At 68.8% G+C, this 15,281-nt stretch carries 23 protein-coding genes; all 23 read left to right on the top strand.

Translation table 11 applies throughout. The features are described 5' to 3' along the window. Positions 1–24: 24 nt before the first annotated feature. The 23 genes from RZ1_RS20220 (at position 25) to RZ1_RS20115 (ending at position 15,199) form a co-directional block, all read left to right on the top strand. Complete coding sequence (locus RZ1_RS20220) at positions 25–273, top strand: hypothetical protein (RefSeq protein ID WP_072814297.1); 249 nt, start codon at positions 25–27, stop codon at positions 271–273. Beyond that, positions 270–551 carry a hypothetical protein gene (locus tag RZ1_RS20215; RefSeq protein ID WP_072814296.1) on the top strand — a complete coding sequence of 94 codons (282 nt, stop codon included), beginning with the start codon at positions 270–272 and terminating at the stop codon, positions 549–551. The genes RZ1_RS20220 and RZ1_RS20215 overlap by 4 nt, the downstream gene beginning before the upstream one ends. Continuing rightward, on the top strand, positions 548–700 hold the full coding sequence (locus RZ1_RS30595; protein WP_169918019.1) for a hypothetical protein: 153 nt from the start codon (positions 548–550) through the stop codon (positions 698–700). The genes RZ1_RS20215 and RZ1_RS30595 overlap by 4 nt, the downstream gene beginning before the upstream one ends. A 124-nt stretch (positions 701–824) precedes the next feature. Then, on the top strand, positions 825–2,021 hold the full coding sequence (locus RZ1_RS20210; protein WP_072814295.1) for a hypothetical protein: 1,197 nt from the start codon (positions 825–827) through the stop codon (positions 2,019–2,021). Then, on the top strand, positions 2,021–2,743 hold the full coding sequence (locus RZ1_RS20205) for a hypothetical protein (RefSeq protein ID WP_072814294.1): 723 nt from the start codon (positions 2,021–2,023) through the stop codon (positions 2,741–2,743). Before RZ1_RS20210 ends, RZ1_RS20205 begins: the two co-directional genes overlap by 1 nt. Further along, positions 2,740–3,126, top strand: coding sequence for a helix-turn-helix domain-containing protein (locus tag RZ1_RS20200; protein WP_072814293.1), 387 nt, complete (start codon positions 2,740–2,742; stop codon positions 3,124–3,126). The genes RZ1_RS20205 and RZ1_RS20200 overlap by 4 nt, the downstream gene beginning before the upstream one ends. An 88-nt stretch (positions 3,127–3,214) precedes the next feature. Further along, positions 3,215–3,511 (top strand): HNH endonuclease, encoded by a 297-nt coding sequence (locus RZ1_RS20195; RefSeq protein ID WP_072814292.1) that lies wholly within the window; start codon positions 3,215–3,217, stop codon positions 3,509–3,511. Between the two features lie 411 nt (positions 3,512–3,922). Further along, complete coding sequence (locus RZ1_RS20190) at positions 3,923–4,399, top strand: hypothetical protein (protein ID WP_218020473.1); 477 nt, start codon at positions 3,923–3,925, stop codon at positions 4,397–4,399. Positions 4,400–4,410: 11 nt separating this feature from the next. Beyond that, complete coding sequence (locus RZ1_RS20185) at positions 4,411–4,680, top strand: hypothetical protein (RefSeq protein ID WP_072814290.1); 270 nt, start codon at positions 4,411–4,413, stop codon at positions 4,678–4,680. A gap of 52 nt (positions 4,681–4,732) precedes the next feature. Continuing rightward, complete coding sequence (locus tag RZ1_RS20180) at positions 4,733–5,179, top strand: phage terminase small subunit (protein WP_072814289.1); 447 nt, start codon at positions 4,733–4,735, stop codon at positions 5,177–5,179. Continuing rightward, a complete protein-coding gene (locus tag RZ1_RS20175) occupies positions 5,163–6,824 on the top strand; it encodes a terminase large subunit domain-containing protein (RefSeq protein WP_083583801.1) in 1,662 nt (553 codons plus the stop codon). The genes RZ1_RS20180 and RZ1_RS20175 overlap by 17 nt, the downstream gene beginning before the upstream one ends. Positions 6,825–6,833: 9 nt before the next feature. After that, the gene (locus RZ1_RS20170) at positions 6,834–8,441 is read left to right on the top strand and encodes a phage portal protein (RefSeq protein WP_072814288.1); all 1,608 of its coding nucleotides are present in this window, start codon (positions 6,834–6,836) and stop codon (positions 8,439–8,441) included. A 3-nt stretch (positions 8,442–8,444) separates the two neighbouring features. Then, positions 8,445–10,130: a VG15 protein gene (locus RZ1_RS20165; RefSeq protein ID WP_072814287.1), complete on the top strand. Its 1,686-nt coding sequence runs from the start codon at positions 8,445–8,447 to the stop codon at positions 10,128–10,130. After that, positions 10,130–10,414, top strand: a complete 285-nt coding sequence (locus RZ1_RS20160) for a hypothetical protein (protein ID WP_072814286.1) — start codon at positions 10,130–10,132, stop codon at positions 10,412–10,414. The genes RZ1_RS20165 and RZ1_RS20160 overlap by 1 nt, the downstream gene beginning before the upstream one ends. Before the next feature lie 108 nt (positions 10,415–10,522). Continuing rightward, the gene (locus RZ1_RS20155) at positions 10,523–11,164 is read left to right on the top strand and encodes a hypothetical protein (RefSeq protein ID WP_072814285.1); all 642 of its coding nucleotides are present in this window, start codon (positions 10,523–10,525) and stop codon (positions 11,162–11,164) included. 15 nt (positions 11,165–11,179) lie between these two features. Further along, positions 11,180–11,554: a capsid cement protein gene (locus tag RZ1_RS20150; RefSeq protein WP_072814284.1), complete on the top strand. Its 375-nt coding sequence runs from the start codon at positions 11,180–11,182 to the stop codon at positions 11,552–11,554. Positions 11,555–11,570: 16 nt separating this feature from the next. Next, complete coding sequence (locus RZ1_RS20145; RefSeq protein WP_072814283.1) at positions 11,571–12,473, top strand: major capsid protein; 903 nt, start codon at positions 11,571–11,573, stop codon at positions 12,471–12,473. Further along, on the top strand, positions 12,473–12,730 hold the full coding sequence (locus RZ1_RS20140; protein WP_072814282.1) for a hypothetical protein: 258 nt from the start codon (positions 12,473–12,475) through the stop codon (positions 12,728–12,730). The genes RZ1_RS20145 and RZ1_RS20140 overlap by 1 nt, the downstream gene beginning before the upstream one ends. A 3-nt stretch (positions 12,731–12,733) precedes the next feature. Continuing rightward, a complete protein-coding gene (locus RZ1_RS20135) occupies positions 12,734–13,123 on the top strand; it encodes a Gp19/Gp15/Gp42 family protein (RefSeq protein ID WP_072814281.1) in 390 nt (129 codons plus the stop codon). Continuing rightward, positions 13,120–13,455, top strand: a complete 336-nt coding sequence (locus RZ1_RS20130) for a hypothetical protein (RefSeq protein WP_139281906.1) — start codon at positions 13,120–13,122, stop codon at positions 13,453–13,455. The genes RZ1_RS20135 and RZ1_RS20130 overlap by 4 nt, the downstream gene beginning before the upstream one ends. Beyond that, complete coding sequence (locus RZ1_RS20125) at positions 13,452–13,766, top strand: hypothetical protein (RefSeq protein ID WP_072814279.1); 315 nt, start codon at positions 13,452–13,454, stop codon at positions 13,764–13,766. The genes RZ1_RS20130 and RZ1_RS20125 overlap by 4 nt, the downstream gene beginning before the upstream one ends. Then, positions 13,763–14,197: a phage tail termination protein gene (locus RZ1_RS20120; RefSeq protein WP_072814278.1), complete on the top strand. Its 435-nt coding sequence runs from the start codon at positions 13,763–13,765 to the stop codon at positions 14,195–14,197. Before RZ1_RS20125 ends, RZ1_RS20120 begins: the two co-directional genes overlap by 4 nt. Positions 14,198–14,296: 99 nt before the next feature. Continuing rightward, entirely contained in the window at positions 14,297–15,199 is a 903-nt protein-coding gene (locus RZ1_RS20115) for an Ig-like domain-containing protein (protein WP_072814277.1), read from the top strand. Positions 15,200–15,281: the final 82 nt, after the last annotated feature.

Below are 15,281 nucleotides of genomic sequence, written 5' to 3'. Positions count from 1 at the left end.
CCAGCGTCGAGACGAAGGCGACCGATGGCCGCATTCGAGGCGGCGATCATGGGTAAGACGTACCCGGCGCGCCGCGGTCGCATCGCGAAATCCGATGACTTCCGGGTCGGCACACTGATTCACCCGTCCACGGGTCAGTCCTGGGCCGTGATGTGGACCTCGGTGGTCTGCTCCGAATGTGGAGACGAGATCCGCGTCGGTGACCGCGTCGTCGAGCGAACGATGGGCCCGCACCTCGTGCACACCGCATGCGCGAACGAGGGGGCACGGTGACCGAACACCGCCACCCCTGCGGACACGTCTCGCACTGGGGCCGTTGCGAACTCGCTGACCCGATCGACAACCTCACCGCGCTGTGGGGCGTCGCAGAGGTCGTCCCTTCCCGGCCCGGTCTGCCCGAGCATCTGCACCCGTTCCAGTACTGCGACACCGAGACGGCAGCCGTCGAGCACCTGACGCACTACCTGGCCAGGCCGGGGCACTCGCCGCGCCCCGCGATCGTGCTGATCCACCGCGATACCGCCGGCGCACGATGGGGGGCAACGCTGTGACCGAGTCGATCACCGACCATGTCGCCGTCGCCGCGGCCATCGCCCGCGCCGAACGCCCGCACATCCCACCACCGCGCTACTGCCGCGTCTGCTCGGCTCCGGCCGCTGCCGGGTCGCGCTGGTGCCGAGACTGCCGGCCCGGTCACTGATGGCCACCACCGCCCGCGCCCCGCCGCGCCCCCTGCACGACCGACGCTCGACCGCGACCAGGAAGAAGGACCCCGCCCTGATGTCAACACCCCACGCCCCCGAGCCCGGCCCGGGGGCGTCCTGATGCCGTGGCTCCGCACCGGCGACAACGTCGCCACGAACCCGCGGCTGCTGCGCGTGTACGACGACCCCGACGCGTCCACCTCTCTGGTGATCGAAGCGTTCGGGTTCCTCGTGCTGTGTGCCTCCCTCGCCGCCGCCCACACCACCGACTACGTCGTGTCCTGGGGCACTGCGTGTCTCATCGCCCGCGACGAGGCACCACGCCTCCTCGACGTCTGCGTGCGGGCCGGGCTGATGGAAGAAGCGACCGTCGACGGCGAACGTGTGTGGAAGATCGTCGACGACCCCGAGTTCCTCCACATGCGCTCGAAGGAAGAGATCGAGTGGGAACACCAGCGTAAGAACGACAACTCCCGCCCGGACCTGATCATCCCCGTCCGGCTGCGTGACGGTGATGCCTGCCGCTACTGCGCGAAGGTCGTGAAGTTCGCCCCGGGCGCACGCAAGGGACGCATCGTCGGCACCTACGACCACCGCCAGCCCGGCAAGGCGGCGACGGTCGAGACCATGGTTGTCGCGTGCTCGGGCTGCAACGCAGGCCGCAAGAACGATCCGCTCGCCGACGAGCGGTATCCGCTGCTGCCACCACCGTCGAAGCCGTACTTCAGCCCCTACACCCGCACCTGGATCCGTGAGCACCCCTGGGCGCGCGACAACGGCTACAGCATCACCAGCCGACGCGGCCGCACCATCCCGCCCGGTACCGTCCCGGACGACCGCAAGACCATCGTCGAGCAGTACCAGCGACCCGCCACCCAGACGGGCACCGCTTCCGACACCCCGCGACCCGCCGGCCAGGCGGACACCGCGACCGACGCGACCCGGCAGCCGGCCGGACACCGCGAGCCCACCCGGCGACCCGGCACCCGGCCGGACACCGCCACCACCACAGCGACCTCACACCCGGTGAGGGAACGCGACACCCCGCAGCGACCCGCCATCCACGCGGACAACGCACACCCACCCCACCCGCCGACACCAGCCCCGACACCGGTTCTGCCGGATACAGCAGATCCCGCAGAACACCTGCCTCCAGGATCTGGAAGTGCCGGGTCGGGACGGGTCGGGTCGGGACGGGTCGGTATGTCAGGTAACCCACCACCAGACCCGAACCCTCCCTCGCGAACTCACTCACTGCCCAGCCCTACCCCTCGCCGCCGGGGCCGCAGAGGGAAGAACCGAAAGCCAGGTCATTGATGACGACACCAACTCCCAGTCACCAGTGCCGAGCCGGGCAAGGGTGCCGCGGCCGCGAGTGCGACCCCGAGTCCGGCCAGTGGCTTCCGGCGCTGACCCTCCGCCCGCGCTTCCTGTGCCCGACATGCATCCGCGCCGTTGCGGCCGCGGCGGCCGCACTGTGGGAGGACTACCTGACCCTGCACCGGTCGGTCAGGGACACCACCGTGCGCGGACCGTCGACCGGGGTGCGCGCCGCATCGCCCACCCCAGCGGTACCGGTCAACGTCCACGCCGACGCACTCGCCCAGGACATCGCCGACACCGCGCACCGTGGCGCATTGTGCATCGCCGATCGGCTCGGCCGCGATGCGCCGGCCGAACACGCCACCGGCGTGTGCCTGGATCTGATCGAGCAGAACCTTCCGCTGCTCCTCGACGTCGGTGAACATGAGGCCATGGCGTGGCACCGTGACGGCGAAAGCTGGGGCGCGACCGTGCAGGACGGCCCGGGTCTGGCGTGGCGGCTCGTCGGACTGCACCAGCGAGCGTCGGCGATGCTCGGCGTCACCCGCGGCCGCGACCGCTCGCCGCTGCCGTGCCCGCACTGCGAGCATTCGCAGCTCGGCCGCTGGCACGGCGCGGAGCTCTTCGACTGCCTCGCCTGCGGATCCGCGTGGACAGAAACCGACTACCGCCGCATGACCACCATCCTGTCCGACGACTACCGGGAGTTCGCGTGACCGCTGACCCGTGGCCGTGGCCGGCCGACACCCCACTCGACCGCGCCCGGCGCATTGCCCAGTCCTACCGCGAAGCTCTCGCCGCGATCGCGCCGGACCGCTGCGCCCAGCTCGACGACCGCGCTCGCGAGTACGGCCAGGACTGGGTCACACCGCAACTCGTCACCTTCGGCATGGACGATCTGCTCACCGCGATCGAAGCGGCCGAGCTCGCCGGCGTGACCGCACAGGTGATCTACCAGTGGGCGTACCGCGGGCACCTGCCGCGCTGCGCAGGACCGGACGGATCGACCCGCTATCGGGCCGGCGACGTGCTCGACCATGTCGCCCGGACCCGACGACGACGCGCCGCGACGAGGGTGGTTGGACAGCAACGCGTCTAACGCGTTAGAGTCCTGCCACTGGCCGAGCTGTGCGCATCGCACGCTCGGCCATTGTCGTACCGGGCGCCGATGTGCGGAGGTGAGCTCGATGGCCTGGTCCCGCAAGAGCAACACTCGCCACGTCCCGTACTCGGTACAGCGCGCAGTCTTTCGCCGCGACGACCACACCTGCACCCGATGCGGCTACGTCGGCACCGGCCGCGGCGACCTCCATGCCGGCCACGTGGTCGCCGCGGCCGCCGGCGGGTCCGCCGACCTCGCCAACCTGGTGACCCTGTGCGTCCCCTGCCATGACGAGGAGACCCGAGGCCAGGTCGCCGCCGCCGTCCGAGCCCGGGCGGCCCGCCGGCGCCTGCCGGTCGAGCGCCACCCCGGCTACCTCTGACTCGGCGCGAGGGCGCCGGCGGGCCGGCGCCCTCGCGCCGAGTAGGGGTGGGGGGTGACCCCCGCCCCGGGCGGGTTCCGCCCCGCTTCGCATACCGCCTGCCGCCCTGTACGGGTTAGGGGGAATCGCCGCAGGTCAGAGGGGGTGCGCCCCACGTTGGCCCAGGTCGGGCGAACGCGTCGGCCGGAGGGTGATTCGGACCCCCGCGGAGGCTAGGGCCTGTACGGAGTCGGACCCCGGAATGTCGACAATGACGCAGGTCAGACGGGGTAACCCGTTACATCCGTGGTAGACTGAGGCATGGCTTGCACCTGGTGTGGTGACCGAATCCTGCGAAATGGCGCGCGTGGTCCGTCCGCGCGCTACTGCTCGTCGCGCTGCCGTGTGGCCGCGCACCGCGATCGCAAGCGGATGCCGGCCGATGTCGTCGCTGAGGACCGCTGGGTTCGCCGCGACGGCAAGCGCCCGATCACCCCGGCGGGTAGGCCGGCCTCGTCGACGGACGAGCGGACCTGGTCCCCGCTGGCGGACGTGGACGCCGACGGTGCACGCGGCGACGGTATCGGCTTCGTCCTCAACGGCGACGGCATCGCGTGCATCGACATCGACCACTGTGTGCGCCCTGACGGCTCCCTGGAGCCCTGGGCGAAGCGGCTGCTGCGTCGGGTGCCCCCGACGTGGATTGAGCTGTCTCCGTCCGGCACAGGGCTTCACGTGTGGGGTATCGCGACGGTCGGGACCGGCCGGATGCTGAAGATGCCGAACGGCGGCGGCGTCGAGGTGTACGACCGCGGCCGGTACATCACCGTCACTCGCCGGCCGTTCGGGCGTTGCCCACGGGTCCTGGCTGATCTCACCGACGTCGTGGACGAGCTCCTCGCGTCGTAGGAAGGACTCGCATGGCCCGCACCCCGGAGCAGGTCGCTGCCGATGATGCTCTGACCGCTGCGATCCGGGGCGTCTGGGACGCGTACTACCCCGACGACGACAAGGGAATCCTGACGGAGTACATGGTCCTGGCTCGCTCGCGGTCGTTCGACGATGAGGGCGACGCTCTCACGGCCCACGCGATGATGCCTCGCGACGGCGACGTCCCGATCGATCTCATGCTCGGCATGGCTGAGTACGCGTCCACCCGCCTGCGTAAGCGGATCGCCGAGGACGAATAGACCTGATTCCCGAGGCTGAACGCCCCGGAGACGCACGAAGGGGGGTGTCCCTATGCCTGGTCCACCCCCGAAGCGCTCGTCGCAGCGTCGACGCCGAAACAAGCCCGAGGACGGCACGGCGGCAGTCGAGGTCGTGTCGATCCGCGGGAAGGCCGTGAAGCCGCCGGCCGAAGACCGCGACTGGCACGTCATCGCCAAGGGCTGGTACCGGTCGCTCAAGCAGTCCGGGCAGGCCCAGTTCTTCGAGCCGTCCGACTGGCAGGCCGCCCGGTTCTGCGCGTACGTGATGACCCGGCACCTGCGCGATCACGAGGACAGCGGCGCACCGTTGCGCGCCGGCATGATCGACACCATCTGGTCGATGATGGGTGACCTGCTCACCACCGAAGCGGCCCGCCGACGGACGCGCCTGGAGCTCGAGCGCACCCCGACCGCCGATCCGGAAGCCGCGGCCACGGTCGCGATCATGGACGAGTACCGCAGTGAGTTCGGCGGTTGAGCACACCGCTGCCGTCGACCGACTGATCACCTTGCCCGAGGGCATCCCGAAGCTCACGCTCGGATGGGAAGCCCTCCGGTTCGCTGCCGAATACCTCAAGCATCCAAACGGGATTCGGGCGCGTCAGCCGTGGAAGTTCACGAGCGGGCAGGCCCGGTTCATCCTGTGGTGGTATTCCCTCGACGACGACGGGCAGTGGCTCTTCTATCACGCGGCGCGGCAACTGGCGAAGGGCTCGGGTAAGTCGCCGTTCGCGGCAGCACTTGCGCTGATCGAGTTCTGCGCGCCGGTCCGGCTGTACGACTTCGATCCGAAGCGGCCGGGTGGGTGCAAGGGCCGGCCGGTGGACATGCCGCTCGTGCAGATCGCTGCGACCAGTGAGGCGCAGACCGAGAACACGATGCGGCAGATCCGCGCGATGGCCCCCAAGGGCAGCAAGATCGTGCAGAAGTTCCAGCTCGATCCGGGTCGGCTGCAGTACAACATGATGCCCGAGGGGCAGCTGAAGGTGATCACGTCGTCGGCAGCGTCCGCCGAAGGCGCGGAGGCGACGTTCGTGGTCGCGGACGAAACCGAGCATTGGCTGCCGGCGGTCGGCGGCCCGGAGCTCGCGTCCACGCTCATCGACAACCTGACGAAATCCGGGAACCGGATGCTCGAAACGGCGAACGCGCCGAAGCCGGGCAAGGGCTCGGTGATCGAGGAGACCTACGAGGCGTGGTGCGACCAGGAGGACGGCAAGACCCGCAACGACCGCAAGATCCTGCTCGACGCCCGGATGGCGCCACCGGAAACGGATCTCGCTGATCCGGACTCGGTGCGCGCCGCCCTCGAGTTCGTCTATGAGGACTGCCCGTGGCAGAACCTCGAGTCGACGATGACCCGCATCTATTCGCCGAAGGCCAAGCCGGACGACATCAAACGCAAGTACTTCAACTGGCGGGCCGCTCCGGCGACGTCGTGGGCGGACTGGCAGAAGTGGTCGGCGATGGCACGCCCCGAGATTCGGGTCGAGCCCGGCGAGCGGATCGTCATGTTCTTCGACGGATCGAAGAGCCGCGACCACACCGCCCTGATCGGCTGCCGCATGTCCGACGGGCACGTGTTCACGATCGGGGTGTGGAAGCCCGGCGTCGAGGACGCATCCGCCTCGCACGACGGTGAGGACGAGGCCGGCACCGTGGACGTCGCCGCGGTCGACGCGAAGGTCGACTGGGCGATGGACACCTACGACGTGGTGCTGTTCCTGTCGGATGTGAAGGAGTGGGAGGGGTTCGCGAAGGTCACCTGGCCCGAGCGCTACCGCGACCGCCTGCCGATGTGGGCTGTCCCGTCGGGGAAGTCGCAGGAGCCGATCGCATGGGACATGCGTTCGCACGACCGCGAATTCACGATGGCCGCCGAACTGGTCGAGGCGGAGATCAACGATGTCGCGTTCACCCACGACGGACATCCGGACCTGACCGATCACGTGCAGAACGCGCGCCGCCACGACGGCCGGTGGGGCATCAGCGTCCGCAAGGAAACCCCGAACAGCCCAGACAAGATCGATGCCTGCGTCTGCATGATCGGCGCCCGCATGGCGCGCCGACTCGTGATTGCCAACGGCCCGAAAGAGGAACCGAGTGAAGCGTTCTTCCTGTGAGGGGGTGCTGTGAACCAGAAGCAAGCGATCGCAGCTGTGCAGCATCTGCTGCAGGCTCGTGCGTTCGAGTCGGAGCGTCTCGAGAAGATCGCGGATGCGATGCGGCCGTGGACCGCGACGACCGCGCTGCGGCACGTCGAGGTCAAGGGCCAGCATCTCGAGTCGCATCCGCTCGCCGGTCTGGCACGCAAGTCGCAGACGAACATGCTGCCACTCGTGCTCGACGTGTACTCCCAGTCGATGAAGGTCGACAACTACTTCGCCGGGGACGGCCAGACCGTCGCCCCGGCGTGGGAGTGGTGGCAGCGCAACGGCATGGACGCGAGGCAGACCGGCATCATCCGTGCTGCGATGCGCGACGGCGTCTCCTATGCAACGGTGCTGCCCGCGATGACCCCCGGCCGTGAGGTCACCGATCGGGAGCCCGCGGCGTTCATCCGTGGCCGCTCGGCGCGGCAGATGACCGCGCTCTACGGTGAGCCCCTCGAATGGGATCCTCGCGCCGGCGGCCCGGTCGATGATGACTGGCCGATCATGGCGCTCGAGGTGCGCGGGCCGATGATCCGGCTCTATGACGAGGAGAAGGTGCACTTCGTCGGAACGAAGGCGCAGCCGCAGACGACGCTCGGGTGGCGTGACCCGACGTACATGTCGGTCAACAACTTCGAGTACATCGAAGGGCGGTCGCACGGCGTCGGGGTGTGTCCGGTGGTGCGGTTCCGTGACCGCATGCTCGTCGACGACGAGGACGAGACGTGGGGCATCATCGAACCGCTCATCCAGATCCAGGAACGTCTCGACGAGACGACGTGGGAGATGCTGGTCGCCCAGTACTTCACCGCGTTCGTGCAGCGGTACGTGGTGGGCTGGGTGCCGAAGTCCGAGCAGGAAGCGTTGCGGCAGGCCGCGTCCGACACGTGGTTTTTCGCCTCGAAGGACGTGAAGGTCGACCAGTTCTCTGCGGCCGATCTGAAGGGCTACCTCGAGGCGCGGTCCGCCGCGATCCGCGACCTGGCCGCGATCGGGCAGGTGCCCCCGCAGAACCTCGGGGTGGACGGCATCTCGAACATTTCCGAAGCCACCCTCGCCGGTCTGGAGGCCGGCAAGGACCGCAAGTCCAGCGAGATCGAAACGTCACTCGGTGAGTCGTTCGAGCAGGTGCTGCGTACGTGCTCGCACATCACCGGCAACGCCGCGGCCGCAGGCGATTTCGCGTCCGAGGTGAAGTGGCGCGACGCCACCGCCCGCTCGTTCGCACAGACCGTCGACGGTCTCGGCAAGCTCGCCACGATGCTCAACGTGCCGTACGAGGCGCTGTGGGAAGACATCCCCGGCTGGACCCGGGAGAAGGTCCTGCGCGTGAAGAAGGCCGCGGCCGAGAGCGATCCGCTGCGTGGCCTGTACGAGGACGGCGACCCGAACACCACACCGGCCGGCGACGAGGGACCCAGCGTCAAGGAGAAGGCCGACGCGCTCGGTGTTCTCGTGCGTGCCGGCGCCGATCCGGAGGCCGCCGCGACACACACCGGGTTCGAAGGTTTGCCGTTCACCGGTGCGATCCCGGTGTCGCTGCGCCCGAAGGAAGAGGACGCGGCGCGCCTCGAAGACAAGGGGTAGCCGGTGCATGCTGCCGAGCAACGCCAGCGGCAGGACGCCATCATCGTCGCGCTCGTGCTCGCGCTCCGCAGGCTCATCGGTAGCCAGGGCATCCCGGCTACCGATGGTCAGCGGCGCTCACTGGCACAGGCGCTGCTGCGGCCCATCCAGCACGCACGGGCACAGTCGTATGCACTCGCGGTCGCTCAGATGCGGCAGGAAGCCGCCCTCGCCGGGGTCCTGGACCCGACGCCAGCGCCGCTACGCGAGTACCGGCATCAGGCGATCGTGACCCTCCTCGAGGAGGCCACGCAGACGAACGTCGAGATCGAACGTGACCTCGACGACGACGAACCCGCCGCGACCGCACCGGACGATCCACCGCGCCGGTCACGGGCAACGGTGACCATCGACGAGCTCGACGACAACAGCCGGCGCACCGCTCGCCGAATCCTGCGCGAGCCCGTGACCGAGGAGAACCGCCGCGACCCGCAGGTCGTCGACGTCGTTACCCGCCGGATCACGCAGGCCGCATCCCGCCATGCGGAGATGGCCGGCCGCCACATGTTGATGGACACCGTCGCGCAGTCCGACCCGCTGCCGCCCGCGGACACAGACGACGAGCCGGAGCGGCCACGATCGCGCGCCACGGTCACGATCGACGGCGACACCGATCAGGCCCGCTCGCAGTCGGCGGTGACCATCACCGGTGACAGCGAACCCGAACGGCCCCGGCGGACGGTCAGTGACGATCGACAACGACCGGGTGCCACGATGCGGCACAGCGGCAGCCGCTCCCGTGATCGCTCGAACAACCGGCGCCGACCCGACGGGGAACCGCTCGAAGGCGCGGTCCTGGGTTGGGCCCGCATCCTCACCGGGCGTGAATCGTGCGGGTTCTGCGCGATGCTCGCCTCCCGCGGGCCCGTCTACCGGTCGGAGGCCACTGCGTCGAGCACCGCAGGCGGACGTGCATTCCACCGCAACTGCGACTGCATCACCCGTGCGATATTCCAGGGGCGGGACTGGGAAGGCCGTGAAGAATACGAGCGGCTCGAACAGCTCTGGAACACCTCGACGATCGGCCACTCGGGTGCGTCCGCTCGCAAGGCCTTCAACGAGGCATTCGCGCAGGCCCGTGCACAGGACGGCGACCAGTTCGTCCCCGCGAGTATGCGCGGAGACCAGGCCCCGGATGCGTCGCAGGAACTCGACGCGGACACCGGCCCGGGCGACGACACTCCGCCGCCGACCGATCCGCCGCACCGCCCTCCAGCCGGCGACGACGAAGTGCCCGAACCCCGACCGGCCGAGGACTGGGGCGCTCCGCGACTCGAGTTCGGGCCGCTGGAGTGGCGGCACATCCTCGACGGCGAACCGGACAACCCGAAGAAGGGCGGTCACCGCTCGGGTACCGGCCGAGAGAACAAGACGGAGTTCCCGCCCGACTGGGACGACGAGCGGATCAAAGCTGCGGTTCGGTTGACCGAGGCGGAACCGCAGTACGTCCGAGTGAGAGGCGACCGCACAATCCGCCGCCGCGAGATCGACGGCGTCATCATCGAGGTGTCGTCCTACCCGATAGACGGTGTCGAGACGTTCAACGCCGCGTACCCGCCGAACGGCGACGGTGTGATCCGAAACAAACAGGGGCAGAAGGTCCCAGAGCCCTTGGATCGGAGCCTACTTCGACTAGAATCGGGATCGTGATGGGTGAGATCGAGTTCATTGAACTGGCCGAGGGGATCATCGAAGATCTTCGGCCAGCGTTCGATGCCGGCTGGACCGACATCATCGATACCGAGCTGGGCGGCGGCGAATACCTCGTCGCACTCGACGACGCCTTGCAGGCCGCTGCGCTCGCCGACCACCGGATCGACGCGGAGCTGACCGCTCGCGTGGAACAGGCCCTCGCCGACCTCGATCCCGACTCCAACGACTGGGACCGCATCAACCGCTGGCTGAGCCGGATACGCCCGACGACCACGCCGTAGGAACTCTCTGACGCCAAGCCCCCGTGAGCAATCGCCCGCGGGGGCTTCGTCATACCTGCATCCACCCCGGCGGTGGGTGCCCATCACACAACCCCAGGAGGGTTATCCATGTCCGCACCACTGACCCCGACCCCGACCCCGACTCCGAACGACGCGGCCGCGGCCGCCGCTGCAGCTCAGGCAGCCCAGCAGACGGCACCGGAGCCTCCCGCCCCACCGCAGCTCACCGCGCCAGCCCAGCCGCCGGCCGGTGGCGATCCTGCACCTACTCCGGCCGCCGCGAAGACCCAAGAGCCGCTCTCACACGAGGACGCACTCAAGGAACTCGAGAAGGTCCGCCGCGAGGCCGCGAACTACCGCACACAGGTCCGTGAACTCGAACCGCTCGCGAAGGCGCAGCGGGACCTGGAGGACGCGCAGAAGACCGAACTGCAGCGCGCTCAGGAACAAAACGCGCAGCTCGTCGCACAACTCGAGGCAGCGGAGCGTGCAGCCCTGGTGGCCACGCACCAGATCCCCGACGAATACCAGACGCTCGTCACCGGTACCACGCCGGAGGAACGCGCGGCATCGGCGCAGCTCGTCGGTCAGCTGATCGCTCGGACACAGCAGCAGACCCCGGCACCGCCGGCACCGCCGTCGCAGCGGCCTCTGGAGGGACTGACGCCCGGCGCGTCGCCGACCCCTCCGGCCCCGCCGGACAACTCCTACCCGGCGTCGTGGTTCCCCACCGCCGGAAACAACTCGTGAAAGGAACTGTGACTCATGGCAAATGAGTGCGCACCCCTGTTCCGGCCCGGTCGCGACGTCACCGTCCTGACCACCGCTGCCGTGACGGGCAAGACGTTCGTCGGTGTCTCCGGAAATCGGGACGCCGCCACCGGCCTGATCAAGGCCGCGCCCGCGACCGCCGCCGCGAAGGCCTTCGGCGTCGCCGCGTACGACGCGGGCAGCGGTAAGACCGTGCCGATCATCCGGGGCGGCATCGTGCCGGTCACTGCCGGCGGCACGATCGCCGCCGGCGCGCAGGTCGAGGTCGGCGCCAGCGGCCGCGCCGTGACCCTGGCATCCGGCATCGCGGTCGGCTACGCCGTCGACGGCGGCAGCTCCGGCACCGACGTCCTGATCGCTCTCTACTGAGAAAGGGGGGAACACCATGACGGTCTACCCGCAGCAGTACCCGTTCGGAGCGCCCACGGTCTCCGGCAACAACATCACCGTGGACCTGATGCTCAAGGAACCCACGCGCATCAACCAGTACCTGTCTGACCTGGTGCTCAAGAAGTTCTTCGCGGACCGCATCTTCAACAACGGCGGCGGTGTGTCCGGTGGCGCGCTGGTCTACACCCAGCTGACGAAGAACGATCTGTTCGCCACGACCGGCGTGCAGAAGGTCGCACCCGGCGCCGAGTTCCCCACCGTGAGCTTCGACCGGCCGGAGCCCAAGGTCGCCGTCGTCGAGAAGTGGGGTGGCAAGTTCGACGTCACCGACGAGGCCCGCGACCGCAACGACCTGTCGCTGATCCAGTCCGAGGGCGTCAAGCTCTCGAACACCATCCTCAAGCAGCTGCACACCGAAGCCATCGGTCAGCTCGAGGCTTCGATCACCGCGACCGGTGCGGCCGTGCAGATCACCGGCACCTCGTGGTCCGACGCCGCCGCGCTGACGCTGACCACCACGTCGAACGCGGCCCTCCCGGCGGCGGATTTTGCGGAGGTCTCCAAGACCGGCGAGGAATTCGAGCTCGGTACCCAGTTCAACCTGTGGCTCGTCAACCCGCAGGAGCTCGCCAACTTCCAGGTCATCTACGGCGACCGATGGAAGGCTGTCCTGCAGTCGTGGGGCGTCGACATGTTCGCCTCGAATCTGGTCACCGCCGGCAGCGCGTACGTCGTCGCGGAGCGCCAGGTCGGCGAGATGCGGTTCGAGAAGCCGCTGTCGACCGCGACGTGGCGCGAGGAGGAACGCGAAACCACATGGGTACAGGCGTCCGTGCGACCGGTGTTCGCGGTGACCCAGCCCTACTCGGTCCTCAAGGTCACCGGGCTGGCCGCCTGATGGCCGCCGTAACGCGGATCGTCCGGCTCGGTTCGGCCGTGTACCGCGACGCCACCGGCGCTGTGCGGCGCGGCCGGGCCGGCCAGGAGATCGAGGTGCACGCGGACGATGTCGAGCGGTTCGACCGCCTCAACGTCCTCCCCAGCCCCGAAGCGGACGGCAGTCCCGAGCAGACTCCGGAAGCATCGGAACCGGAGCACGAAGGGGCGAAGCCGACTACCCGCAAGACCACGCGCAAGACCGCAGTGGAGGAGTAGACGGTGGCCGCGTTCGCAACCCACGAGGACCTGTCCAAACGCTGGAAGGGATTCGACGCCGCGGACGCGGCCATGGCCGACCAGCTGCTCGCCGACGCGGCAGTGTGGCTGCGAGTGTGGGTGCCCCAGGCTTCGGCGCTCGCAGCCACCAACACCGATCTCGCTGAAGCCCTGGTGATCGTGTCCTGCGCGATGGTCAAACGCGCCCTGCTCAACGGCGACAACGAAGGCCAGTCGTCGAGCCAGGAAACGATCGGCCCGTTCCAGTACCAGGTCGCGTTCCGCAATCCCGAGGGCAACCTGTTCCTCTATCAGAAGGAACTCGACCTGCTCGAAAAGCTGTGCGGTCTGAACACTTCCGGTGCGGTGTCGATGACCGCTCGGGGGCTGTGATGTGGCGCCGCGGCGAGACGATCACCGTGCTGCGGCCGACGAACGTCAACACCCGCCATCCCGGCGACGGCGTCACCGAGGTCCCGCACACCATCGACAACGTCGTCATCAACTGGTCCGGCACCAGCGAGATCAACGCCCACGGCGAAGTCGAGGTCTCCGACGTCGTGCTGTACCTGCCACCCGGGTCGGACATCCGCAGCATCGATCGGGTCAAGTTGCCCGACGGGGACCGCTACCACGTCATCGGCAAACCGGCCCCGTGGCGATCCCCCTGGACCGGCCGGCGCCCCGGGATCGAAGTCAAGCTCAAGGGGGTGAAGGGCGCATGAGATACCAGCGCACACCGGCCTCGAACCCCAACGGCCTGGCCGGGCTGATGCTCGATCCGAAGATGCGGCAACTGGTGCGTGAGCGCGCCGAGATCGCCAAGGCCCTGTACCAGGCCCGCGTCGCCAAACGCACCGGAGTGCTGGCGCGGGAGGTGCGGGTCGTGACCTACATCGGCGGGCCGACCCCACGCTGGTGCGCCCGGGTCATCGCCCACGCTCCGCACGCCGCCTCGCACGAGTTCGGCGCGGACGGACGTCCCGGCGCTCACGATTGGCCGGCGGTGCTGGCCCAGTTGGGCGGGGCCGGATGAACGAGTTCCCGCCTCTGGACGGCATTCCGGCGTGGCCGGACGTCGAGGACCTGATGTGCACGTACCTCGACCGGTTCGGGCACACCTGCACCGAGACACCGCCTGCCCAGGACGCATCCGGCGCACCGCTGTTCGAGTCGCTGCTACCGGTGATCGTCATCGAACGCTCCGGTGGCGGCACCCCGAACGGCGCCATCGATGTCGCGATGATCCACATTTCGGTCACCGGCTCGACCCGGTCCGGGTCGTGGGCGGTGATGAATGGCGGTGTCCGTCGCGCCGTGGCCGCCGCCGAGAACGGCGCGTTCATCGACGGCTACACCATCGTCGGCATGTCCGAAGAAGTCGGGCCGCAGATGATTCCGGGTCTGAACCCGGACACGCGCACGGTGCAGCTGGCATTCCAAGTGGTCGTCCAGCGGCCGCGCTGATCCCAATCCGCTGATCCACACCGCACACCCACAGTCCGGGTGCGCGGATCTTGTGCTGCCCGGATCCGGGTCGGCACCGAACATTCCAGGAGCACACTCATGGCCAACGTCTCGTTCGCCTCCATGAAGGAAAAGGACGACTCGCTGCTGATCGTCCCCCGCGATCTCGCGGTGCTCGCCTGCCCGTGGAGGCAGGCCCCGATCCCCGACAAGCTCACCGACGCCACCGGCCTGATCGCCCTGCCGCCGGGCTGGCGTTCGGCCGGCGAGATCTCCCGGGAGAAGACCGAAGTCGGCGGCGACAGCAAGACCGAGTCGATCTCCGGCTACGGCTCGCTGGTGCCGCGCCGGGTGATCAAGACCGAGGAAACAGCGCGGCTGAGCTTCCAGACCCAGGAGATGAAGAAGCTCAACCTCGAGCTGTTCCACTCCCAGGACCTGTCGAACTGCTTCATCGACGACAACGGTGAGTGGCGGTTCTACAAGTCCTCGGCCTCGGACATCATGTACTGGTCGATCATCCTGATCGGACTGGACGGGTCGCTGGCCCGGCCGATCCTGCCGTACTGGATCTTCCCGAAGATGACTGTCGGCTCGTCCGGAGCGGTCTCGCTCGGCATGGCCAAGGAACTGGGCATGCCGATCAACCTCGACGCCTACGAGGACAGCGACTTCGGGCCCGCCGGCGCGTACGTCGCGATCGGCCAGGCCGGTCTGGGCAACCTCGACATCGCCGCCGCGGCCGGGTTCGCGCCGCCGGTTACCGCGATCACCCTCACCCCGGCGACCGCGTCGGTGGTGGTCGCGGCGACCACGACTCTCACGGTCGCCGACCAGGATTCGAACCCGATCACCTCCGGTGTGGCGTTCACCTCCTCGGATCCGACGAAGGCGACGGTGTCCGCGGCCGGTGTCGTCACCGGCGTGGCCGCCGGTACCTCCACGATCACCGCCACCTACCAGGGCTTGACCGACACCTGCGTGGTCACCGTCACCGCCTGATCGTCGGGCCCTACCGATCGTCTGCCCGCGCCGCGTTCATCCCTGCACGGCGCGGGCAGGCACCTTTTCGGACCGCTGAATC

It is taken from the genome of Rhodococcus zopfii NBRC 100606 = JCM 9919, assembly GCF_001895025.1.
GTDB lineage: Bacteria > Actinomycetota > Actinomycetes > Mycobacteriales > Mycobacteriaceae > Rhodococcus > Rhodococcus zopfii.
This window is presented reverse-complemented; position numbering and strand designations above follow the sequence as displayed.